The organism is Megamonas hypermegale (genome assembly GCF_900187035.1).
GTDB lineage: Bacteria > Bacillota > Negativicutes > Selenomonadales > Selenomonadaceae > Megamonas > Megamonas hypermegale.
Map to the genome: position 1 here is coordinate 1,646,087 of NZ_LT906446.1, position 24,968 is coordinate 1,671,054.

The window sequence follows — 24,968 nt, forward strand, 5'->3', positions numbered from 1 at the left end:
TTTTTTAGATGTTGCACTTCATTATACAATCCATCAAACAAAAAAGACCTGCTTTAAAGCAGGTCTGTAATGCCAAATAATGTTTGACCTTCTATCTAATAATTTATTCTTATTGGCTATATTATAACCTAAATCAAAACCTCAACACAATATAAAAAACTCTATAAATACAAAATTACATACAAAAAAAGCTTTGCGAAAATCTCGCAAAGCTCTAAATATCTCTGGCAGAGAGGGTGGGATTCGAACCCACGGTACCTTTCGGTACAATTGATTTCGAGTCAATCACCTTCGACCACTCGGACACCTCTCCATTATCAGTAAATCAAGCAAAATTATACCATTGATATAAATAAAAGACAAGTTTTATTTAACTATGCCGCGTACCATCTTTTCAAATTTAGGGCGTGGCATCATTACGAAATGACCGCAACCTGTGCATTTTAAACCAAAATCCATACCAGTGCGAATGATTGTCCAAGTATCGCTACCACATGGATGTTTTTTCTTCATGCGTACAACATCATTAACATTGTATTGCACTTTTTCCAAATATAACACCGTCCCTTTTATTCAATTAATTTGCTTCAACGTAGTTTTTTTTTATAACAACACCATTTTTATCCACTGGTTCAGGGTGAATAGTTACATCGAAATTACCCATTTTCTGTCTTATTTTATGTTCGATATCATCACAGATATCATGTACCTTATAAAGTGGCATATCTTTTTCAAATGTTACATGTACATCTAACAATTTATATGAACCAGATTTACGCGTACGTAAATGATGATAGCCAATTAAATCTTTGTGTTCCATGATGATTTCACCGATGATTTTTTCTTCTTCTGGAGACAAACTGCTATCAGTGAGTTCTCTTGCACTTTCCACTACCATTTTATAACCAGCACGGAAAATTATCAAAGCAACTACAATTGCGATAACTGGGTCAAGCCATAAGAAACCAAATACTTTCATTCCAACTAAGCCAACCATTACCCCAACTGAAGTCCATACATCAGATTGAAGATGTAATCCATCTGCTTCTAAGGCTTGTGAATCTGTTTTTTTCGCTACAGCAATCAAACGGCGTGAAACGAAAAAATTTACTACAATAGATATAATCATGATATATATACCATATTGCAAAAATTCAGGGTCAAGAGGCGTATCAAATTTATGAACTGCTTCATATATAATAAATATTGCAGTACCTACGATTAATAACGCTTCTACAGCTGAAGATAAATTTTCAAATTTGCCATGACCATAATCATGCTCTTTATCTGGTGGTGCAACCGCTTTTCGCACTGCCCAAAAGGCAATAAATGCAGCGATTAAATCTACACCTGAGTGAATTGCTTCAGATATTAAACTTAAAGCACCTACATATAAACCAACTGCCAATTTCAAAATAACTAATACAGTATTAGAAACAATTGACATCCATGCCGTTTGCTTTTTCAAAGCATCCATTTCTGTCATTATATTACCTCCAAAATCAAATAAATGTTATTAATTATCATTTAAAGACCTTTATAATAGAAAAAAATCTGCACCACTAACTTTAGTGTGCAGATTGCTCTTCATATTGTTTTTATCTTAACACATTAAACTAAAAGTGTAAAGATTATCTTAACAATTTCACTACATTTCTTCTATAGACAAAATAAAAAATAATGTTAAGATAAAGCTAGAAACTATATCATTAATATACGAAAGGATTTTACGTTATGCTCTATCCATTAAAACTTCAAGCTGCTTTTAAAGATTATATTTGGGGCGGCACACGTTTACGCGATGAATTTAACAAACAAACTACAATCAATCCAGTAGCTGAAAGTTGGGAACTTTCTTGTCATCACGATGGTAAAAGCACTATAGAAAACGGTTCTTTTGCTGGCAAAACTTTAATTGAATACATCGAAACAGAAGGAAAACAAGTAATCGGCACAAAAGCTCAAGATAAAAAAGATTTTCCTATCTTGATAAAATTTATTGATGCGAAGCAAAATCTTTCTGTACAAGTTCACCCTGATGACAAATATGCACTTTTAAATGAAGGCGAATCTGGTAAAACTGAAATGTGGTACGTAATGGACGCTCAACCAGATTCTAAATTAATTTACGGTTTCAATAAAAAAATCTCTCATCAAGAATTTGAAAAACGCATAACTGATAATACTTTACTCGAAGTTTGCAATCAAGTTCCAATAAAAAAAGGTGATATATTTTTTATTGAAGCAGGCACACTTCACGCTATTGGTGCTGGTGCTTTAATCGCTGAAATTCAGCAAAGCTCAAATTCTACTTATCGAGTTTATGATTACGGTCGTCTCGGCAAAGATGGTAAACCTCGCCAACTCCACATTGAAAAAGCACTCGCTGTGACAAAATTAGAACCACCAACAAGAAAACCTGAACCAGTTGCTAAAGTAAATTATTTCACTGATTATGATTTAACAATTTTAGCGCAATGCGATTTATTTAATGTAAGTCATTTTAATTTACATGGAAATTGCAATTTAGAAGCAAAAAAAGATAGCTTCCATTCTATTTTAATATTAAACGGCGAAATGGCTTTAACGTATAAAGCAAATAGCTTCACTGTAAAAAAAGGTGAAAGCATTTTCATTCCTGCCAATATGGGAGAATACATCTTAAACGGCACAGGAGAATTTATTTTAACTACATTATAAAATAAAAAAGCATTGAGCTTCACGCTAGAAACTCAATGCCTTTTTTTTATAAATTTTTATATTTGTTCGGTAAATTTACAGGTGTTATATAAACAAGAACAACACTTATTATAAGTAAAGCTGTTGTAAGACCAAGTGCCATTGAAAGACCCATCCATTCGGCAATACTACTAGTAAGCATAGTACCGATACCACCTAAACCAAAAGATAAACCAAGCATCATGCCTGATGCCATTCCCGGATTATCTGGCAAGAAATTTTGACCCCAAACAATTGCCCCTGGATTAGCAGCCATTGCTAAAGCACCTGATAAAAATAAAACAACATAAATCAATATTCCCATTTGACTTACAAATAGAAAACACATTGTTGGAAATATAGCTAAAATTAAAGCCCATAAAATAACTTTTTTATAGCCAATTTTATCATTAAGGATACCGCCCACTAGTCCGCCTATAACTGAACCACATAAGTAAACTGTAAGTATCCAACCACTTGATGTATTATCGTAACCTTGATGCATTGCCCAAAGTGGTAAAAATGTCACAAGGGCTGTAAATACCCATGCTCTTATACCCATGGAAATATTTAAAAACATTAAAGGTTTATTTTTAAACAAACGTCTAAAACTAAAATGCATATTTTTAGCTACTTGTTCATTTACAAATCGCTGTCTCGATAATCCAGAACTGTACATGAAAAAGCCTAAAATAAATGCTGGTATTATGAGAATAGGCAAATATTTTAAATCAAATAAATTCATAAAGTATACGAGCAAAATAGGTGAAAATGCAAAACCTAAACTGCCACCTGCTACAAATATAGATATAGATGATGATACTTTTCCTTCTGGCGATACCTTACTTATAAGACCTGCGCCCATAGGATGAAATGTCGATACAGCTAAACCACTTAAGCCTATCAATATTGCTAACATCCAAAATTCACTGACTAAACTCGTCAAACAAATAAATATTGCACCGAATGGAATTATAAATGGCATCAATTTATTAAAATTATACTTATCCATAAAATAACCAAATACTGGCTGCAATACATTTGCAGAAAAAGACATCACCATTACAAGCACGCCGCTCAAAGTAAGCGATAATCCCAATTTAGGAATTAATATCGGCAATAAAACAGGCAAAAAGTTACAATAAAAATCATTAAAAAAATGCCCCATCGACAACAATATTACTTGTAAATAAGATTTTTTTCCTGATTGTCTTCGTAAAGCTAATTCTGTCATTATGTACCTCACTTATAAAATTTTTAATTATAAACACAAAAAAAGGAAGCTTTCGCTTCCTCTAACTTCTATGGTCGGAGCAACAGGATTCGAACCTACGACCTCTTGGTCCCGAACCAAGCGCTCTACCAAACTGAGCTATGCCCCGCCGTGTATGGTATAAATTCAAAAAAAAGGAAGCTTTCGCTTCCTCTAAATTTCTAATGGTCGGAGCAGCAGGATTCGAACCTGCGACCCCCTGGTCCCAAGCCAGGTGCTCTACCAAACTGAGCCATGCCCCGTTTCACGTTTGTTCCTCGTGAGAACATGTATTATTATATTGCTTATTATAAAAAATGTCAACACCTTTTTTTAATTTTTTTATAAAAATTTTTATCAATTTTATGTTTACATTTTTATATTAATTAGAAGGGTATTTTTGCAAATTTATAGAATATATTAACTATCTGGACGCATATAAAAATTTTCAGAAATCGGAGATGATGCACATGCATTTTTATTGTGAAAAATGTAAAAAAGAATATCCATTAAATTCAACTTCTTATCAATGCTCTTGCGGAGGGTTGTTCAGATTATATAAAGATGATAAAGACACTATTCCTCAAGATGTTTCAATTGGTGAGATTGTAACACCTCTTCTTCCTATAAAATTTGGTAAACAAGAAATGTTCTTTAAAATGGAACATTTGAATCCTACTGGCTCATTTAAAGCACGTGGTGCTAAAGCTATGGTTAATATGTTAAAACATTTAGACATAGATAACATAGTTGAAGATTCTTCTGGCAATGGTGCTTCTGCTTTAGCTGCTTATGCTGCTGCTGCAAATATGGACTGTACAGTATACGTTCCAGAAAGCATTGCTGCTGGTAAATTACATCAAATTGAAACATATGGTGCTCATGTTCGTCTTGTAATTGGCAATCGTGAAGCCACTGCAGAAGCTGCAAAAAAAGCTGTAGTTCAAGAAGAAGCTTATTACGCATCCCATGTTTATAATCCATTATTCTTTGAAGGCATTAAATCCATGGCTTATGAAATTTATCATCAGCTTGATGATAATGTTCCTGAATACGTTTTCTTACCTGTAGGTAATGGTACTATGCTCCTTGGTTTGTATTACGGCTTTGAAGAAATCGGTCGTTTACCATCTTTTGTAGCAGTACAAAGTGAAAACTGCTGTCCTCTTTATAATGCGTTCAAAAAGAAACGTAAAGTATCTCCACCATCATTCACAATCGCTGATGCTATTCGTGTAGAAAAACCTATACGTCTTAAAGAAATGCTTATGGCAATAACTCGCAGCAAAGGTGATGTCATCACTGTAAGCGATGAAGAAATCGAAGAAGCACAACATCAAACTGGTCGCAAAGGTATTTATGTAGAAGCAACAGCTGCTGTTCCAATTGCTGGAGCTTTAAAATACTTCCGCAAAGGTAAACCTGATAACTATCGCGTAGTCATTCCAATTACCGGAGCTGGCCTCAATGGACCTGATAAAAAAAGAAATAGATAATTTTTATAAGTCAGTGAGCTAAATAGTTCACTGACTTTTTCATTTACAAATAAAGCAAAATGATTAATAATGTAATTTATATTCCCAAACTTTAGAAAGGAACATATTATGGACGATATTAATCTTTATTTGCTTTTATTCTTAATTGCTACAGGTTTCATTGCCGCTTTTATCGACACAGTAGTTGGAGGTGGTGGTTTAATATCTTTACCAGCACTACTTTTCACGGGCATGCCACCTGTAACCGCTATTGCTACCAATAAAGTCGCAGCTTCAATGGGAGCAACAGTTGGTTTTGCTTCATTTGTTCGGTCAGGTCGAGTTGATTTTTCCACGATAAAATTTTTATTGCCATTATCCTTTATCGGTTCTATCTGTGGAGCTAGTATTTTAAAATTAATACCTTCCGATTTTCTTCGCCCTCTTATTATTATTTTATTAGTAGCTGTTACAATCTACACTCTAACGAAAAAGAATTTTGGTCAAATTGCCACTTTCCATGGCATGAGTAAAAAAATGTGGGTTTTAAGTGCCGTTGCTGCATTTATCTTTGGTTTTTATGATGGTTTCTTCGGTCCTGGTACTGGCACTTTTTTACTTTTTGCATTTCTTTGGATTGGTTTTGACTTCATCGGTGCTGCTGCTAATGCCCGCGGTTTAAATTTTGCTAGTAATATTGCTGGTGCACTGTTTTTCATCTCTTCCGGCATTGTAGACTTCACTTATGCCCTTCCTATGGGATTTGCTATGATGGTAGGAGCATTTTGTGGGGCTCGTATGGCTATTGCTAAAGGTGCTACGTATGTAAAAACATTATTCATCATCATGTCAGTAGTATTAATTGGTAAACAAGTAATAGATTTATTTAAATCATAATTTTGGAGGAATTACTATGTTATATGCTGTTATCGATATCGGTTCAACTACTATGCGCATGGCTATCTATCAAATTTCGCAAAATAAATTAGAACTCGTACATAAAAGAAAATACACTGTTGGACTTGCTTCTTATGTACAAGATGGCATCATGACGCCCGAAGGAATTGATAAAGCTTGTGAAATTTTAAATAAATTCCATGCTTTTTTGACTTCATTCAATATAAAAAATGTATCAGCATTCACTACAGCTGCTTTAAGAAATGCTAAAAACAGTGAAGAAGCTGTCGCTAAAATCATTGAACGCACTGGTATTAATCTGCATATAATCTCTGGAGACCAAGAAGCGACATATGATTTTATCGCTGCTACACATGACCTAGATTATAATGATGGTTTCATCGTCGATATCGGTGGTGCTAGCACAGAATTAATCCGCTTTGCCGATAGTAAAATTCTCCATAAAATCAGCCTTCCTATCGGTTCATTAGCATTACACACTAAATACTGTACAGATTTCTTACCTAATGAAGCTGAAATTGCGCAAATGGTCGCTGAAGCGCGCAAAATCATCAATGATGCTGAAGAATTTAAAAACATCACGCATACAGAAATCTGCGGTATCGGTGGTACTTGCAAAGGTGCTCGCATGCTTTACAATGAAATGTATCACAAACCAGATAGCAATGATGCAATTCCAGTCGATAAAATTCCTGAAATCATCTCTCACTTTACACGTGGTCATGAATTTTCCGACGAAGATATCACTATTTTGTTAAAAACCGTACCCGATAGATTGCACACGATTATTCCAGGTCTAATAATTGCTAACGAACTTGCCAAAATTGTAAACGCTCATAGCATAACTTACAAGGACGCTGGCATGCGTGAAGGCTTTTTATACACACATGTTATCAAGAACTAACTTAAATTTACAATTTACGCCGCCTGATGGTATTCTCAGGCGGCTTTTATTCGCTGTTAAGCCTTATTTCGTGGACTTTTAGCGCTAAAAATGATAAAATATATTAGTTAAGAAGATTTAATTTTGATTAGTATTTCGGTCATATTTTGACCGTAGATTAAAAATTGAGGTGAGAATGTGACACAAGAGATATCTGCAGGAAAAGTTCTTCCTGTAAATCTTGAAGATGAAATGAAAAATTCGTATATCGACTACGCTATGAGTGTAATCGTTATGCGTGCACTTCCTGATGTTAGAGATGGTCTTAAACCAGTTCATCGCCGCATTTTATACGCTATGCAAGAAGCTGGTATGGGCTCTAATAAACCATATAAAAAATCCGCTCGTATTGTCGGGGAAGTATTAGGTAAATACCATCCACATGGAGATAGTTCCGTATACGATGCTATCGTGCGTATGGCACAGGATTTCTCCTGCCGTTACGTTTTAGCAGACGGTCATGGTAACTTTGGTTCTATCGATGGCGACTCCGCTGCTGCTATGCGTTATACTGAAGTTCGCATGTCCAAAATCGCTGAACTCATGCTCCAGGATATTGATAAACAAACTGTAGATTTTGCACCAAACTATGATGAATCATTAAAAGAACCAACTGTATTACCATCTAAAATACCAAATCTTTTAGTAAACGGTTCTTCTGGTATAGCCGTTGGTATGGCAACAAATATTCCACCGCATAATTTAACAGAAGTAATTGATGGCGTATTACAGATGATTGATAACCCTGATATTACTATTGAAGAATTAATGAAAACTATAAAAGGCCCAGATTTTCCGACTGGCGCTATGATTATGGGTCGCGATGGCATTATTTCCGCTTATAAAACTGGTCGCGGTGCTATAAAAATGCGCGCTTGCACAGAAATCAGCACTTTGCCAAACGGAAAACCACGCATCACAGTAACACAATTACCATATCAAGTAAATAAAGCTCGTTTAGTAGAACGCATTGCTGAACTTGTACGCAATAAAATAATTGAAGGTATTACAGATTTAAACGATGAATCAGACCGTAACGGTATGAGCATTGTAATTGACTTGCGCCGTGATGCTAATGCTGAAGTTATTTTAAATCAACTCTATCAGCATACACAATTGCAAGAAACATTTGGCGTAATCATGTTGGCACTCGTCAACGGTCACCCACGTATTTTAAATCTCAAACAAGTTCTTCATTACTACATCAAACATCAAGAAGATGTAATTCGTCGTCGTACACAGTACGAACTTACAAAAGCTCAGGCTCGTGCTCATATTTTAGAAGGTTTGACTATCGCTCTTGACCAATTAGACCCAATCATTGAAACAATTCGCAAATCACCAAATGGCGAAACAGCGAAAGAAATCTTAATGAGCGATTACACACTCACTGAAAAACAAGCACAAGCAATTTTGGATTTACGTTTACAGCGCTTAACTGGCTTAGAACGTGAAAAAATCGAAACAGAATACCTTGAAGTTTTGAGCTATATTGATAACTTAAATGCAATCTTAGCTGATGAACACAAGATTTTAAATATCATCAAAGAAGAATTATCTGCTGTCAAAGCAAAATTTGGCGATGCTCGTCGCACTCAAATTACAGATGATACTTCTGATGTAGACCTTGCTGACCTCATTGCTGAAGAAAACGTAGTTATCACATTGACTCATAATAACTACATCAAACGCATACCATTAACTACGTATCGCAATCAAAAACGCGGTGGACGTGGCGTTACTGGCATGGGTACAAAAGAAGAAGATTATGTAGAAAATATGATTATCACTTCTACACATAACACTATCTTATTCTTCACAAATAAAGGACTCGTTTACCAGTTAAAAGGTTATGAAATTCCAGAATCCGGTAGAACAGCTAAAGGCACTGCTATTGTAAATCTTTTACCGCTTGCAAAAGATGAAAGCATCACTGCTATAATTCCAATTGAAAAATTTGCTGATGATAAATATTTATTCATGGCTACTCGCAATGGTGTTGTTAAAAAGACAGTACTCAGCGCTTACGATACAAACCGCAAGAAAACTGGCTTAATTGCAATCTCCTTAAAAGATGATGATGAATTAATCAGCGTAAAACTCACAGATGGCAATCGCTATATAATTATCGGTACTCGCGATGGTATGTCCATCAGTTTCAATGAACAAGATGTTCGTCCAATGGGCAGAAACGCACGTGGTGTCATCGGCATAAAATTAAAAGGCGATGACAAAGTCATTGACATGGATAATTTACGCAAAAACTGCGAAGTCTTGACTGTAACTGAAAACGGCTATGGCAAACGCACTCCAACTGAAGAATATCGCGCTCAAAGTCGCGGTGGTATCGGTCTTATCAACATCAAAGTCACTGAAAAAACTGGCTTTGTTGTAGGCGTTAAAGTCGTAAATGAAAATCAAGAATTCATGCTAATCTCCACTGAAGGCATTGTAATTCGTTCTAACATCAATGAAGTTTCCGTCATCAATCGCAATACTCAAGGCGTAAAAGTCATGAACATGGACGATAATGATAAAGTAGCTGCTGTTGCTGCTTTTGAAGATGATGAAAACAGTCACGAATAATAAAATAAGGAAATATCATGTCTAATATGGGAAAAATCATGATATATGCAGGAATTATTTTAATCATTGCAGGACTCTTTTTCCATTTTGGTTCAAAGATTTTGCCACTTGGAAAATTGCCATTTGATTTTAAATGGGAAAGTTCCAATTCTAGCGTATATTTTCCACTTGGTTCTTGTGTTTTAATCAGTATCATTTTAACCATAATCTTAAATTTATTATTTCGTTAAAAACAAAAAGATTGTAGTAAATATTTACTACAATCTTTTTGTTTTTTTAATTTTTACCTTCACTATGATTATTCATATCTGGAGTTTCTGTATTCTTAGCTGGTGTATCGGACTGGGTTTGTCTATCTGTTGATTTTGGAGCTGTTGTCTGTGTACTTTCACTATTTTCTGTTTCTCTAAGTTCCTGAGTACGGCGATTATAACCTTCTTCATAATCTTCTGTTGCTTGTCTTGCTCTATATCTTTGCGCGTCTTCTCTTTCTTGACTCATATTTTGACGGCGTTCATTTCGTTCGCGTTCTATCTCATTTTTAATATGCTGTGACTCAGGAATTTCTACTGCATTTTTAGGCATAGATTCTCTATATTCTTGTTCATCATCTTCAATAGAATTAGTTAAAGCATTGTTCATTTTTATTCCTAATGTATTAGCAAGTATCTGTCTTATCTTACTGATATCTGGTATCCAATAGCTGATTTCATCGATATAAACAGGCTTACCTGGAAGCATTTCTGATTTTAATCCATTATTTTTAGCTTCTTGCAATGTACCTAAGAAAGATAATAATTCACTGATAGACATATCTGTTTCTACCGCATCATACATAGCTGATACTATAGATGGAAGACGTGGAATTATTGTTGGTGAAACAAGTTTATCCATTACTGCTTTCATAAATTTTTGTTGACGACGAATACGTCCAATATCTCCTTCTTCATCGCGATATCGCACATATGTAACAGCAGTCTTTCCGTCCATATGCTGCATACCTGGCTGTAAATCAATGTATAAACCTCCATCATCATCCCATGGATCTTCATAATACATGCGTTTTTCTACATCAATATCTATACCGCCTAAAGCATCAATAATTTTTGTAAAACCATGTACATCAATTACAATATAATGGTCAATCTTTATACCTAATAAAGACTCAACTGTCTGTTGAGACAATTTTCTATCGCCATAAGCATAGGCAGCATTAATTTTATCATAACCATGACCTTTTATTTTTACACGAGTATCACGTGGTATAGAAAGCAATGCCGCTTGATTTTTATCTGGGTCTAAGGTCGCCACCATCAAGGTATCACTTCGCCCTACATCATCATTGCGCTTATCTACGCCCATAATCATTACTGTAGCTTTATCTTTCGCTACTAAAAGACCATCTTTTTCAGCGTCGCTGTACATTGGCTTATTATCAACTAATGCATTTGCAAAATAAGCTCCGCCTATTCCAGACAAAACAAATACTAAAATCAATATTAAAAGATATTTCCAATAACTTGTTTTTTTCTTTTTCTTTACATCTTCTCTACGATACACTCTTTACCCCTCACAATATTTTGCTTACAATATATTATTCTAATTACAACTATCTTAATATTATAAGATTTTACGCCTTATTCTGCAATTATTATTTGCTTTACTAGTAAACGTATACTAAATTTTTATTTTTTTCATAAAAATAAAAATACTATTTATTTATTTAAATACATACTATATAATATGTCTATTAATACCTGTTAAAATCATCAATAATCTTTATATAAGGAAGTGCTTCCATGGATAAAAACCGCCAAAAATATAAATATCTTTATCTTTTATCCGAGAAATATCCTAACCGCCAATCAGTTGTAACAGAACTAATCCGACTTAAAGCTATTTTAAATCTCGCCCGCCCAACAGAACATTTCATGAGTGATTTACATGGTGAATACGAATCGTTTTTTCATATTCTCAATAATTGTTCTGGTGTTATAAAAGAAAAAGTCGATTATCTATTTGAAAAAGATTTAACCCCTGCTCAAAGAGCTGAATTTTGTACACTAATTTATTATCCACGCGAAAAAATCATGGATTTAAAAGAAAAAAAAGCTCTCTCTCCCAGCTGGTATTCAAAAAACTTACGTCTCTTACTCAAATTATCTCGCCTAATGTCATATAAATACCCTCAATCGGAATTAAAAAATTTAATGCCTAAAGGTTACGAAACGATTATTTTAGAACTTTTAACGGCTCGCCCAAATGACGATGCCTTCCAAGAAGTTTATTTTAACACCATTTTAAATACCTTAATAAATATTAACAGTGGCAATGAATACATCATTGCTTTTACCATATTTATAAAAAAATTAGCTGTAGCTCATTTGCACATCGTAGGAGATATATTCGACCGCGGTCAACGACCAGACTCCATCATAGATATGTTACGCCAACACCATTCTGTCGATATACAATGGGGCAATCATGATATTTTATGGATGGGAGCTATGTGCGGCAATGAAGCTTGTATCGCTACAGTCATTCGCAATAGCGTTTCTTATAACAATACAGCAGTTTTAGAAAAAGGCTATGCTATAAGCCTCCGTCCACTTTCTTCACTCGCTAGTAAACTATATCCTGATAAAAATTTAAACATAGCCATGAAACGTACCATTTCTATAATTTTATTTAAAGTAGAAGGTCAACTCATAAAACGCAACCCCGATTTTAATATGGAAAGTCGTTTACTTTTAGATAAAATTGATTATATTTCTAAATATATTAAAATCAATGGTAAATCATATCCTGTAAAAAGCCCATCTTTCCCAACAATAAATCCTGATAATCCTTATGAACTAACTGAAGAAGAACAATCTGTTTTAGAAGAAATAAAATCATCTTTCCATGACAGCACTAGACTGCGAAAACACATTGATTTTCTCTATCAAAAAGGCAGTGTTTATAAAGCTTATAACAATAATTTACTTTATCACGGTTGCATTCCACTCAATGAAGATGGTACTTTTAAACGCATAAAAATCAATAATCAAACGTATTATGGCAAAAATTATCTTGATTTTTGTGACAAAACCATTCGTCAAGCTTATTTAGGTTTATACGACCAAAAAGTCATCGATTTGATGTATTATTTTTGGTGCGGTCGCCTCTCACCATTTTCTGGTCGTGAATTCAAGACATTTGAACGCATGTACATTGAAGATAAATCCACTTGGATTGAACCTTCTGATGCTTATTACCATTATTGTGATGATGAAAATGTATGCAATATGATATTAGAAGAATTTTCCTTAAAGACAAAACGTGGTCATATCATTAATGGTCATGTTCCTGTAAAGGTAAAAGAAGGTGAAAGCCCAGTAAAAGCTAATGGCAAAACCATAATCATTGATGGCGGTTTTTGTAAAGCTTATCATAATAAAACAGGAATTGCTGGCTATACATTGATATCTAATTCACGCGGTTTGAGATTATTAGAACACCAAACTTGTTCCAACATCAAAGAAGCCTTAAAAGCAAATCAAGATATTGAATCTGTATCTTGTACTTTAGAACTTCAAAATTACCATTCATCTACAGCAGATACAGACCTTGGCGAAGAAATCCAAGAACAAATCAATGATATTTACCATTTGATGCTCGCTTATCAAAATGGCTTAATTCCAGAAAAAGCTTAAAACCCGCTCTCACTTTAAAATCTTAAGGTGAGAGCTTTTTTAATCAAACTTTAATTGTTATTGCTGTTTTTATCCTTTATACTTATTCTTATGATGAATTGTCAATCCAAGTGCGACACTTCTTTTAAAAATAAATTAAATGGATTATCCCAATTTAAACATTTTCTTGGTCTACTATTTAATAATATTAATTTTTTTATTAAATCATCATTAGATATTTGTCCTAAATCTGTTTTCTTTGGATAATATTCTCTTAATAACCCATTTGAATTTTCGTTGCTACCTCTTTGCCATGCTGCATAAGCATCTGCAAAATATACTTTTATATTTAATTTTTCTACTTCTTTGTAACATGCAAATTCTTTTCCTCTATCTGTTGTAAATGTTTTTAATGCCTTTTTTGGTAGTACTTTCACTAACTTTTTTATTGCTTTTAGCATTGATGATGCTGTTCTATCTTTTATTTTTATTGCCACATAAAATCTTGTTTTTCTTTCTACAAATGTTGCTAAACAAGCTTTAGCTTTTCCTCTACTAGATACTATGGTATCTAACTCTCAATGTCCAAAAGTTTTTCTACTTTTTACATCTTTTGGTCTAGTTGTGATACTATTTCCTATTAAGAATTTACCACGTGTTTCCTTTTTTCTACGTTTTCCTTTATGTCGTAAATTCTTAAGTGAAATACCTTTTAATTTACCAATATAAATCCAATTATAAATAGTTTTAAAGGAAAGTTTACCATTTAAAAGTGCATTAGAAATCTGTTCTGGAGACCAGTTTTCATGTAATTTTTCAGAAATAAGATTAGAAAGAACATCATTGTATTTACTAGAGCAAGAAGAATTTTTACGACGTTCAAGATATTTATTGTGAGCAAATGAAGAGATATATTCATTTTCAATTTTATTACGAGATAGTTCTCGAGCAATAGTAGAATGATGACGATGTAAAAATTTAGCAATAAAACGAGTAGAATAACCTAAAATAGAAAGAACCTCTATACGAATACGTTCAGATATGGTAAAATGATGATAGCTCATTATGAATTTTCCTTTCGTGTGGATTTTGTGTGGTAACTTTATTTTACACGAAAATTCATAATGAGTTTTTTATTTTTTTAGATGTTGCACTTCATTATACAATCCATCTTATAGAAAAAATATATGAAAAGGATTATTTATTATGATGAACTCCATAATTTTACTCGGTGCTATAGTATTAATCGCCTGTGTAATTGGCAGTAAAATTTCTACTAAGCTCGGAATTCCCACATTATTATTTTTTATTGGCTTAGGTATGTTATTTGGTTCAGAAGGTCTCTTCAAAATTGATTTTGAAAACTATTCCTTTGCTGAAAAAATCTGTTCTGCCGCTCTTATTTTTATTATGTTTTATGGTGGTTTTGGTACAAAATGGAGCACTGCTCGCCCCGTAGCCTTAAAAGCCACTTTACTCAGTACATTAGGTACTCTTATCACAGCTATATTAACAGGATTATTCTGCCATGTCGTCTTTAAATTACCTTTACTTGAAGGCATGTTAATCGGCTCTGTTTTAAGCTCCACTGATGCAGCTTCAGTATTTTCTATTTTGCGTTCACAACGATTAAATTTAAAATATGGCACTGCACCACTACTTGAAATAGAAAGTGGTAGTAATGACCCTTGTGCTTATATGATGACAATTCTTTTACTTTCTGCTATGGGCGGAGATATTTTATTATCTGATATAAGCTATTCTATTTTTGCTCAACTTGCTTACGGTCTTATCATCGGTGTAGCTCTTGCATTTATCGGTAGCTATGTACTACGTCATATTCGCTTTGGTGAAGATGGTTTTGACTCTATTTTTCTCGTTGCCATCGCACTTGCTGCATATGCACTGCCTTCTTTAATCGGTGGTAACGGCTATTTAAGCGCATATATTGCTGGTATCATTCTCGGTAATCAACGCATTCCACAAAAGAAAAACCTTGTAAACTTTTTTGATGCCTTCAATGGCATAATGCAAATGGTCATCTTCTTTTTGCTTGGACTTTTGGTTTTTCCATCAAACCTTATTTTATATTTTGTACCAGCATTGCTGATTGCTTTATTTTTGACATTTATCGCTCGCCCTGTAGCTGTTGCTATTCTTTTAACGCCATTTAAAGCCCCTCTTAATCAACAGCATATAGTTTCTTGGGCAGGTTTACGCGGTGCAGCATCCATCGTATTTGCCATAATTGCTGTTGTTTCGCCTAATTATCATAATGATTCTATCTTCTCCGTTGTTTTCTGTGTCGTTTTACTTTCATTATTATTCCAAGGAGCACTTTTACCTAGAGCTTCGAAAAAATTAAATATGATTGATGATAATGAAAACGTTCTCAAAACATTTAACGATTATTCCGATGAAAACGATATAAACTTCATTCGCCTTGACCTAAAAAATGACCATCCTTGGGTAGGCAAACAAATTCGTGAAATTGGTTCAATCCCTGGTGCTTTAATTGCTGCTATCTTACGCCAAGGAGCAACCATCACACCAAAAGGCAACACCATTTTAAAAAATGAAGACTCTTTAATCATCTGTGCTAAAAGTTACCAAGATAAAGATGGTATAAAACTCAATGAAATCATCATAAATGCTGACAGTTTATTGATTGGCAAAAAATTAAAAGAAGCTGATATCGGTAAAGATTCACTCGTTGTTTTAATTCAAAGAAATGGTACAGATATTATTCCAGATGGCAATAGTGAAATAAATGCTGGCGATGTACTCGTTGTATATTCACAAAAAAATTTATTTCATTTAGCCTAAGAAAAAAGCTATCGCACAAAATAATTATCGTGCGATAGCTTTTTTATTTCTTTAAATTAAAAATTCTACTTAACTTAAACGTTTAAAAATATACTTAGACAATAAAGCTTCTATTATAAATAACATACATAATAAATAAAATACAAATTTTATACCTATGCCATGAGCAATAAAACCTAAAAGTGCAGGGCCTAATATTACACCTGTATAACCCATGCAAGTTATAGCTGTAACAGCTGCATTTATCGGCATATCATTTTGATTTTTAAGTAATGAATAAAGTACAGGCACGATATTAGCAGCTCCTAAACCAATGCAGATAAAGCCAATTGGCATTAAATAAAAATTATCAATAAGCACCACTAATAAAAATCCAAAACCCGCTACAAGTGCACCAAATACACAAATTCTCTCTTCCCCAATATATTGAACTGCTCTATCACCGATAAAGCGAATTACAAGCATCGCTACAGAAAAAATCGCATATCCAATGCCCGCCAAAGACAATTCTAAGCCTTTAGCCTCCGTCAAAAATATACCGCTCCAATCCATTATGGCGCCTTCTGCTAAAAAACTTATACAAGCTAAAATACCAAATAAAACAACAATTCCATGAGGAATGGCTATCGGCTTTTCATTGCTTGCACCTTTATACGCTAAAAAATAAGGACTAGAGATTAAACAAAGTACAAATATTATAATACCATGAATAATTGCTACTGTTGTAATATTTAACCCTTGCTTTGCTAATACGCTAAATAGACCAGCACTACAAAAACAACCGACACTCCAAAAAGCGTGCATACTAGACATAATGCGCTTTTTCGATAATTTTTCTACTATAACTGAATTCATATTCATCGTGACATCTATCGTTCCCATAACAGCACCAAATAACAATAAAAATACGACAAATGACCATACATTATCAAGCGAAGAGATTATTATTAAAATTAAAGCAAACAAAACAATGTTTATTTGCAACATCTTTTTACAGCCCAATTTCTGATTTAAAATTCCAGCAAGAGGCATGAACACAAATGCACTGATACCTATGCACAATAACAACAAACCTAAAACATCATCGCCTATTTGCAAGCGTTCTTTAATGACTGGTATCATCGGTGCCCATGTAGTAACAGTAAATCCTGCTAAAAAAAATGCACATCGTGCCGCATACTGTTCTTTTTTCCCAGCTTTAAATTGATTTAAATACTTATCTTCTACACCCATAAAAAATTCCTTTCTATTATTTTTTAGATGACATAAAATCTATCTCAAGTTATCATGATAGTATATTTTATCCGTAAATTCTATCACTATTTATCTTTATAAGGAGGTATTGTCATGTTCAATAAAATAAAATCACTAACCCTTGCTTTTTTTGTCCTTATTTTTATTTTATCGCCAAACAATGCTTTTGCCGCTAAATATCCCATCATTCTTCTTTATACGAATGATGTTCACTGCGGTATTGAAGACAATTTAGGCTACGCTAAAATCAGCCAATACAAACAGGATTTACGCCACCAAACACCATATATCGCTTTAATTGACGCAGGCGATGCCATACAAGGAACGCCTATCGGAAAATTATCTAATGGCAATAGTATTATCAATATCATGAATGCTATAGGCTACGATTTTGCTATTCCTGGCAACCATGAATTTGACTATGGCATGCAACAATTTTTAAAACTCAATGACAAATTAAACTGCAATTATTATTCTGCAAACATAATCGATTTAAAAAACAATATAAATTTATTGCCAGCTTATAAAATTTTGCAATTCGATGATGTAAAAATAGCTTTAATCGGTGTAACTACGCCAGAAACTTTAACATCTTCCACTCCTGCATTTTTTCAAAATGAAACTGGCGAATTTATCTATTCGTTTGATGAAGATGCTACAGGCGAAAAACTCTACAGGAAAATACAGCAAACAGTCGATAATGTAAAAAAACTCGGCGCAGATTATGTAATATTAGTAGCCCATCTCGGTGAACATGCAAATGTCCCGCGTTGGAGCAGTATTGCAGTCGCCAATCACACTACAGGTATCAATGCTATCATCGATGGTCATTCACATGAAACAATTTCTGAAGATATCGTACAAAATGCTAAACAACAAAATGTTATCATCACACAGACAGGCACTAAATTAAAAAATCTCGGTCAATTAACTATCGATACAAATGGACAGATTTCAACTAAATTAATAGATAATTTGACAACTCAAGATACAAAAATCACAGCATTAATCGCAACTGAAAAACAAAAATTCGCACCGATTTTAAATCAAACAATCGGAAAATCTGATGTTTTTTTGACCACTGTCGACCCTAAAAACAATAAACGATTAATTCGCAGTGGTGAAACTAATTTAGGGGATTTTGTAACAGATGCTTATAAAACAGTATTGAATACAGATATAGCAATTTGTAATGGCGGTGGCATACGCAATGAAATTCCTATAGGAAGCTTCACTTATAACGATATTTTAAACACTTTTCCTTTTGGCAATATGTGCGTAATAATAGAAGCAACTGGTCAACAAATTTTAGATGCCTTAGAGATGAGTGCTAGTAATTATCCCGAAGAAAATGGCGGATTTTTACAAGTATCCGGTTTATCCTATACCATTGATAGCACAATCCCTTCTCATATTATAACTGATGATAAAGGCAATTTTATTAAAGTAAATGGTGCATATCGCGTGCAAAATGTCATGATAGACAATAAGCCACTAAATTTAAACAAAAAATACACTGTTGGTGGCACTTCTTATATTTTAAAACTCGGTGGCAATGGTATGAGTATGTTTAAAAATGCTCATTCAATTCAAGATGAAATGATGTCTGAAACAGATGTCATAATCGAATACATTCAAAATCATTTAAATGCTACTATTGATAATACGTATGAAAATCCATATGGACAAGGGCGAATTATCATCAAATAAAACTAAAAGGACATTTGACGTAAAATCAAATGTCCTTTCTTTAATTAATTTAAAACTTTAAATACATATCGAGCAATAAATGATTGTATGATAAATAAACCTGCTAAAATACAAAATACAGCTGTAATACCTATGCCATGTGCAATGAAACCTAAAAGCGCTGGCCCAAACATTACACCTAAATAACCAACACTTGTAACAGCAGTAACAGCGGAATTTATTGGCATTACTGATTGCTTGCCAAGCAAAGTATACACTACAGGCACGATATTAGCAGCACCTAATCCCAATAAAATAAAGCCTATTTGCAAGATAAAGAAATTATCAATTGCTATAGCTAAAATATAACCGAAGCTTGCTACTAAACCGCCAAAAATAACGACTTTTTGTTCACCTAAAAATTGTACTACTTTATCGCCAATCAATCTGCCAACGAGCATTGCCGCTGAAAAAACAGCATATCCAACACCAGCTAAAGATAAATCCACACCTTTAGCTTCATTTAAGAAAATACCACTCCAGTCCATCATACCACCTTCACCGAGGAATGATATGACTGCAAGTATGCCGAATAAACCTACAATACCTTTTGGTATTGCAATTGCTTTTTCATTGCCACTGCCTTTATACGGTAAAAAGAACTGACTAAAATAAATCACAACTGCAAAAATTATAATACAGTGAACAATAGCTATCTGTGTCGCAGATAATCCCAATTTAGCTAATAAACTAAACAAACCAGCGCCCAAAAAGCAACCAACACTCCAAAGAGCGTGCATACTGGACATCATGCGCTTTTTCGATAATTTTTCAACTATAACAGCATGGATGTTCATGTTTACGTTTAAAGTGCCGCCAATAGCTCCCAAAATAAACAAAAATACGCCATAAAGCCATACATTAGGTAACATCGATAAACATACTATCTCTACGCCCATGAGTAAACCCATCACTCTAAGCACTTTTTTACAACCAAATTTCTGTGCAAAAAGACCGGCAATAGGCATCATTAAAAATGAGCTGACACCCATGCAAAGTATCAATAATCCTAAAACATCGGCGCCGATATTTAATCTATCTTTTACAAGCGGTATCATCGGTGCCCATGTGGCTATGCCAAAACCAGCAACAAAAAATATTATTCTCGCTGCATATTGTTCTTTTATCCCTACCTTAAAATCTTTCAAATGTCTTTCTCCGCTCAATTTAAAAATCACCTACTCTTATAAAATCATAGATAACTATTATAACTAAAACTACTAACAATATCCAGCGATTATAAAAAACTTCATATATATTTAACTAAATAATTACTTTACTTATAAACAATCGTTTATTGTACTTTTTCTAATTTATTTTTGCCATCCATATTGTATATTATTACAGATAAAATAAGACCTACAAATAAAATTATACTTTCAAATACAACAATACCCATCCAGCCATAATCGCTTAAAAAGACACCGCCTAATGTACCGAATACACTTGCTCCAATGTAATAAAACAGCATGTACATCGCAGAAACCTGTGCTTTATCATTATTACAGCTTTGAGGTGCCCACGCGCATGCATTGGAATGTACACCAAAAAATCCATAGGTAAATACAGCAAGACCGATAATTTTTACAATAAGTGGACTAAATGCAGTTATGATAATACCTGCAATTTGAATTACCATAGAAATTATAATTATAATCCCATGTCCATAATGGTCTGATAAAGTTCCCATTACAGCTGAACTTATTGAACCTACAAGATATAAAATAAATATAAAACCAATTACTGTTTGACTTAAATTATATGGTTCATTCATTAACACATATGAAATAAAATTATATGTGCAGACAAAACAACCCATTACACAAAAAGCTATGCAATAAATCATTATTATCTTTTTATTTTTTAATAAACCAAGAAATTCTCGCCAAGCAATATGTACTTTGCCATGTTCGATTTTTTTATTTAAAGATGGTGGCAAGAAAAACCACATCATAATAGCGCAAATTAAATACAATATCCCAGCAATCATTAAACCGATACGCCATGAAGCAAAATCTGTAAAAGTACTTATCATAATACGGCCAATCAAACCACCTAAAGGTGTTGCTGCTACATATACACCGATTGCTGCCCCGATGATATTAGGATTAAATTCCTCATTAATATAAGCAACAGCTAAAGAAGGAAATCCTGCTAATAAAATTCCTTGAGCAAAACGCAATAACAAAATTAATGTAAATTCCTCTGTAACTGACATGAGTAAAATAATAAGCGCAGATATACCTAAAGCTAATACCATAACTTTTTTGCGTTCCAAATATTTAGACACACTAGCTATTAAAATCATGGATATTGCCATACCTATTGTACCAAAAGACATTGCTAAACTTGCTTTAGTAAGTGATAAATTAAAATCCTGTGCCAAGATTGGAATAACAGGTTGCAAGCAATATTCTGCCCCAAACGCCGCCAAACTTCCAAAGAACATCATACATAACGCACGATAATAGTCCTTTGTTCCCTTGTCAATTAACCTAGCCATAAAAAATACCTTCTTTAATCATATAAATTCATTTCGATAAAATATTATATTATCAAAATAAAAAAATAAAATCAATTACCTTATAAAAATAAATGACTCCTGTTAATTAACAGAAGTCATTTATCTTACAAGAAACTATTCTATTCAACTATTAGTTATTACTTAAATCTTCACCATTAGTAGCAATTACTTTTTTATACCAGTAAAAAGATTTTTTCGGCTTGCGGTTTAATGTACCGTTGCCCTGATTATCTTTATCTACATAGATGAAGCCGTACCGTTTTTCCATTTCACCCGTTCCGGCAGAAACAAGGTCGATACAGCCCCACGGCATATAGCCCCACAAATCGACGCCGTCTTCTTCCACAGCTTTTTTCATCTGTTCGATATGCGCCTGAAAATATGCGATACGTCCATCATCATGTATCATGCCGTCTGATTGTTCGTCAGCTTCCGTTTCATGCAGCCCGATACCGTTTTCCACAATCATCAATGGAACCTCATACCGTTCAGACAAAACCATCAGTGCATATCTGAGCCCTACCGGGTCAATCTGCCAGCCCCAGTCATTGCGTTTCAAATATGGATTATCGACTTTTTCGTCAGCTTCTTTTACATCTGTTTTTATCTTGCTTTCGTCTGTCGTTACAACCGCCGTCTGATAATAGCTAAAACCGATATAATCGACTGTGCCTTCTTTAAGTGCCACCAAATCCTCTTTCGTTATATCGAGCTGAATGTTTTTATTTTTCCACTGCGCCAGTGCATACGCCGGATAATGACCGCGAACATGCACATCACCGTAAAAATTACGTTTGTGCATTTCCTGTACGGAAAGTATTATATCATCTGGATTACAAGTTAATGGATATACCGGCTGATAAGCCAACATACAGCCGACTTTCATATCAGGACTGATTTCATGCGCGATTTTTACTGCTTTGGCACTAGCTACCAGTTCATAATGAGACACTTGATACAATACCTGCAAAGGATTTTCCTCTTTACGCAATACCACGCCCGAATTGGTGAACCCGCAAAAATCATTTTCTATATTCGCCTGATTGTTTATTTCATTGAAAGTCATCCAGTATTTTACTTTATGCTGATACCGTTTAAAGCATACTTTAGCAAAACGGACAAAGAAATCTATCAATTTACGGTTTTTCCAGCCGCCATATTTAACGACAAGATTATACGGCATTTCAAAATGCGACAGCGTGATGACCGGCTCAATATTGTATTTCAGCATTTCGTCAAACAAATCGTCATAGAATTTAAGCCCTGCTTCGTTCGGCTGTGTTTCATCGCCATTCGGAAAAATTCTCGTCCATGCGATACTTGTGCGGAACGCCTTAAAACCCATATCGGCGAACATTTTCACATCTTTTTTATATCTATGATAAAAATCTATTGCTTCATGGTTCGGATAATTTTCACCGGCAACAACGCCTCTCGTGATGCGGCGCGGTTTACCGTAGCCGCCGACAGTCATCACGTCTGCAACACTTACGCCCTTGCCGTCCTCATTCCAACCGCCTTCGAGCTGGTGAGCAGCTACTGCACCGCCCCATAAAAAATCTTTGCTAAATGGCATTTTTACACCTCAATCTTCATCATTACTCAAATCTTCCCCATTGGAAGCGATAACTTTTTTATACCAATAGAAAGATTTTTTCGGTTTTCTGTTCAGAGTTCCTTTACCTTGATTATCTTTATCGACATAGATAAAACCATACCGTTTTTCCATTTCTCCTGTTCCGGCGGAAACAAGGTCAATACAGCCCCACGGCATATATCCCCATAAATCGACGCCGTCTTCTTCGACTGCTTTTTTCATTTGTTCAATATGTGCCTGAAAATATGCTATGCGTTTATCATCGTGTATCATGCCGTCAGATTGTTCATTTTCTCTCGTTTCATGCAGACCGATACCATTTTCCACAATCATCAACGGCAGTTCATATCTTTCCGACAGAATATCGAGTGTATATCGTATGCCTTTCGGGTCAATCGCCCAGCCCCAGTCTGTCTTTTTCAAATACGGATTATCTACACCGGTGGAAAATTCATCTTTATTATCTTTATCTATTTTACTTTTATCCGTAGTAACAATATTCGTCTTATAATAGCTGAATGCCAGATAATCTACTGTGCCTTCCTGCAATATTTTCAAATCGTCTTCCGTGATATCCAAATCCAGATTTCTGCGTTCCCATTCAGTTGTAGCATATGACGGATAATGGCCGCGACAGTGCACATCACTAAAAAAATGGCGTTTGTGCATGTCTTTCATTGCTAGCACCATATCTTCCGGACGACAAGTCAGAGGATATGTCGGTTCATAACCTATCATACATCCGATTTTAAAATCCGGGTTGACTGCGTGTCCGATTTTCACAGCTTTCGCGCTGGCGACAAGTTCATAATGCGCCGCCTGAAACAGCGACTGCCACGGGTTCGGTTCATCCTTAAAGATAATGCCCGAATTTACAAAACCCATAAACGGACTGTCTATACTTGCCTGATTGTTGATTTCATTGAATGTCATCCAGTATTTTACTTTATCTTTATACCGCTTGAAGCAGACTTCCGCATATCTTACGAAAAAGTCTATCAGCTTGCGGTTACGCCATGCGCCGTATTTCGTAACGAGATTGTACGGCATTTCAAAATGCGACAGTGTAATGACGGGCTCGATATTATACTTTAACAATTCATCAAACAAATCGTCATAGAATTTCAGCCCTTCTTCATTCGGCTCCGTTTCATCGCCGTTCGGGAAAATTCTCGTCCATGCGATACTCGTGCGGAACGCCTTAAAGCCCATATCGGCAAATAATTTCACATCATCTTTATATCTATGATAAAAATCAATCGCTTCATGATTAGGATAATTTTCGCCGGCGACAACTCCGTCCGTTATACGGCGCGGCTTACCGTAGCCGCCAACCGTCATCACGTCGGCGATGCTTACGCCCTTGCCGCCTTCATTCCAACCGCCTTCCAGCTGGTGCGCCGCCACTGCGCCGCCCCATAAAAAGCCTTCACAAAATGGCATTATAACACC

General features: G+C 34.6%; 18 protein-coding genes, 3 tRNA genes and 1 pseudogene. 9 read left to right on the plus strand and 13 right to left on the minus strand.

Annotated elements, in window-relative coordinates; genetic code table 11:
• Positions 1 to 225: 225 nt before the first annotated feature.
• The 3 genes from CKV65_RS07995 to CKV65_RS08005 form a co-directional block, all read right to left on the minus strand.
• Positions 226 to 313, minus strand: a tRNA-Ser gene (locus tag CKV65_RS07995).
• A 53-nt stretch (positions 314 to 366) separates the two neighbouring features.
• Positions 367 to 552, minus strand: a complete 186-nt coding sequence (locus tag CKV65_RS08000) for a DUF951 domain-containing protein (RefSeq protein WP_027890585.1) — start codon at positions 550 to 552, stop codon at positions 367 to 369.
• Between the two features lie 25 nt (positions 553 to 577).
• Positions 578 to 1,486, minus strand: coding sequence for a cation diffusion facilitator family transporter (locus tag CKV65_RS08005; protein ID WP_027890584.1), 909 nt, complete (start codon positions 1,484 to 1,486; stop codon positions 578 to 580).
• A 248-nt stretch (positions 1,487 to 1,734) separates the two neighbouring features.
• On the opposite strand from CKV65_RS08005, the gene manA reads away from it, so the two are divergent.
• Entirely contained in the window at positions 1,735 to 2,700 is a 966-nt protein-coding gene (gene manA, locus CKV65_RS08010) for a mannose-6-phosphate isomerase, class I (protein WP_027890583.1), read from the plus strand.
• Between the two features lie 46 nt (positions 2,701 to 2,746).
• Here the strand turns inward: manA and CKV65_RS08015 are convergent, their stop codons facing one another.
• From CKV65_RS08015 to CKV65_RS08025, 3 genes are all read right to left on the minus strand, one after another.
• Complete coding sequence (locus tag CKV65_RS08015; protein ID WP_071601716.1) at positions 2,747 to 3,952, minus strand: MFS transporter; 1,206 nt, start codon at positions 3,950 to 3,952, stop codon at positions 2,747 to 2,749.
• 71 nt (positions 3,953 to 4,023) lie between these two features.
• Positions 4,024 to 4,100 (minus strand) — tRNA-Pro (locus CKV65_RS08020).
• A 56-nt stretch (positions 4,101 to 4,156) separates the two neighbouring features.
• A tRNA-Pro gene (locus tag CKV65_RS08025) sits at positions 4,157 to 4,233 on the minus strand.
• A gap of 207 nt (positions 4,234 to 4,440) precedes the next feature.
• On the opposite strand from CKV65_RS08025, the gene CKV65_RS08030 reads away from it, so the two are divergent.
• The 5 genes from CKV65_RS08030 to CKV65_RS08050 all read left to right on the plus strand — a co-directional run bounded on the left by CKV65_RS08030 (position 4,441) and on the right by CKV65_RS08050 (position 10,122).
• Positions 4,441 to 5,466: a pyridoxal-phosphate dependent enzyme gene (locus tag CKV65_RS08030; RefSeq protein WP_027890581.1), complete on the plus strand. Its 1,026-nt coding sequence runs from the start codon at positions 4,441 to 4,443 to the stop codon at positions 5,464 to 5,466.
• Positions 5,467 to 5,574: 108 nt separating this feature from the next.
• A complete protein-coding gene (locus CKV65_RS08035) occupies positions 5,575 to 6,342 on the plus strand; it encodes a TSUP family transporter (protein WP_027890580.1) in 768 nt (255 codons plus the stop codon).
• Positions 6,343 to 6,358: 16 nt separating this feature from the next.
• Positions 6,359 to 7,267: a Ppx/GppA phosphatase family protein gene (locus CKV65_RS08040; RefSeq protein WP_027890579.1), complete on the plus strand. Its 909-nt coding sequence runs from the start codon at positions 6,359 to 6,361 to the stop codon at positions 7,265 to 7,267.
• Positions 7,268 to 7,444: 177 nt separating this feature from the next.
• Positions 7,445 to 9,892 carry a DNA gyrase subunit A gene (gene gyrA, locus CKV65_RS08045; protein ID WP_027890578.1) on the plus strand — a complete coding sequence of 816 codons (2,448 nt, stop codon included), beginning with the start codon at positions 7,445 to 7,447 and terminating at the stop codon, positions 9,890 to 9,892.
• Between the two features lie 17 nt (positions 9,893 to 9,909).
• The gene (locus tag CKV65_RS08050) at positions 9,910 to 10,122 is read left to right on the plus strand and encodes a DUF2905 domain-containing protein (protein ID WP_027890577.1); all 213 of its coding nucleotides are present in this window, start codon (positions 9,910 to 9,912) and stop codon (positions 10,120 to 10,122) included.
• Between the two features lie 46 nt (positions 10,123 to 10,168).
• Here the strand turns inward: CKV65_RS08050 and CKV65_RS08055 are convergent, their stop codons facing one another.
• Positions 10,169 to 11,452 (minus strand): LCP family protein, encoded by a 1,284-nt coding sequence (locus CKV65_RS08055; protein ID WP_051177646.1) that lies wholly within the window; start codon positions 11,450 to 11,452, stop codon positions 10,169 to 10,171.
• A 239-nt stretch (positions 11,453 to 11,691) separates the two neighbouring features.
• On the opposite strand from CKV65_RS08055, the gene CKV65_RS08060 reads away from it, so the two are divergent.
• Positions 11,692 to 13,587: a fructose-bisphosphatase class III gene (locus CKV65_RS08060; protein ID WP_027890576.1), complete on the plus strand. Its 1,896-nt coding sequence runs from the start codon at positions 11,692 to 11,694 to the stop codon at positions 13,585 to 13,587.
• 101 nt (positions 13,588 to 13,688) lie between these two features.
• Here CKV65_RS08060 and CKV65_RS08065 read toward each other — a convergent pair.
• Positions 13,689 to 14,630 (minus strand): annotated as a pseudogene (locus tag CKV65_RS08065) (IS30 family transposase).
• 142 nt (positions 14,631 to 14,772) lie between these two features.
• Here CKV65_RS08065 and CKV65_RS08070 point away from each other — a divergent pair.
• Positions 14,773 to 16,392, plus strand: a complete 1,620-nt coding sequence (locus CKV65_RS08070; RefSeq protein WP_231922655.1) for a potassium/proton antiporter — start codon at positions 14,773 to 14,775, stop codon at positions 16,390 to 16,392.
• 69 nt (positions 16,393 to 16,461) lie between these two features.
• Here the strand turns inward: CKV65_RS08070 and CKV65_RS08075 are convergent, their stop codons facing one another.
• Positions 16,462 to 17,625 carry an MFS transporter gene (locus CKV65_RS08075; RefSeq protein WP_027890545.1) on the minus strand — a complete coding sequence of 388 codons (1,164 nt, stop codon included), beginning with the start codon at positions 17,623 to 17,625 and terminating at the stop codon, positions 16,462 to 16,464.
• Between the two features lie 114 nt (positions 17,626 to 17,739).
• On the opposite strand from CKV65_RS08075, the gene CKV65_RS08080 reads away from it, so the two are divergent.
• Positions 17,740 to 19,356, plus strand: a complete 1,617-nt coding sequence (locus CKV65_RS08080; RefSeq protein WP_027890544.1) for a bifunctional metallophosphatase/5'-nucleotidase — start codon at positions 17,740 to 17,742, stop codon at positions 19,354 to 19,356.
• A 44-nt stretch (positions 19,357 to 19,400) separates the two neighbouring features.
• Here the strand turns inward: CKV65_RS08080 and CKV65_RS08085 are convergent, their stop codons facing one another.
• From CKV65_RS08085 to CKV65_RS08100, 4 genes are all read right to left on the minus strand, one after another.
• Positions 19,401 to 20,543, minus strand: a complete 1,143-nt coding sequence (locus tag CKV65_RS08085; protein WP_231922657.1) for an MFS transporter — start codon at positions 20,541 to 20,543, stop codon at positions 19,401 to 19,403.
• 146 nt (positions 20,544 to 20,689) lie between these two features.
• Positions 20,690 to 21,898, minus strand: a complete 1,209-nt coding sequence (locus CKV65_RS08090; RefSeq protein WP_027890542.1) for an MFS transporter — start codon at positions 21,896 to 21,898, stop codon at positions 20,690 to 20,692.
• A gap of 151 nt (positions 21,899 to 22,049) precedes the next feature.
• Complete coding sequence (locus tag CKV65_RS08095; protein WP_027890541.1) at positions 22,050 to 23,495, minus strand: 6-phospho-beta-glucosidase; 1,446 nt, start codon at positions 23,493 to 23,495, stop codon at positions 22,050 to 22,052.
• A 9-nt stretch (positions 23,496 to 23,504) separates the two neighbouring features.
• Entirely contained in the window at positions 23,505 to 24,959 is a 1,455-nt protein-coding gene (locus CKV65_RS08100) for a 6-phospho-beta-glucosidase (RefSeq protein ID WP_027890540.1), read from the minus strand.
• Positions 24,960 to 24,968 lie beyond the last annotated feature (9 nt).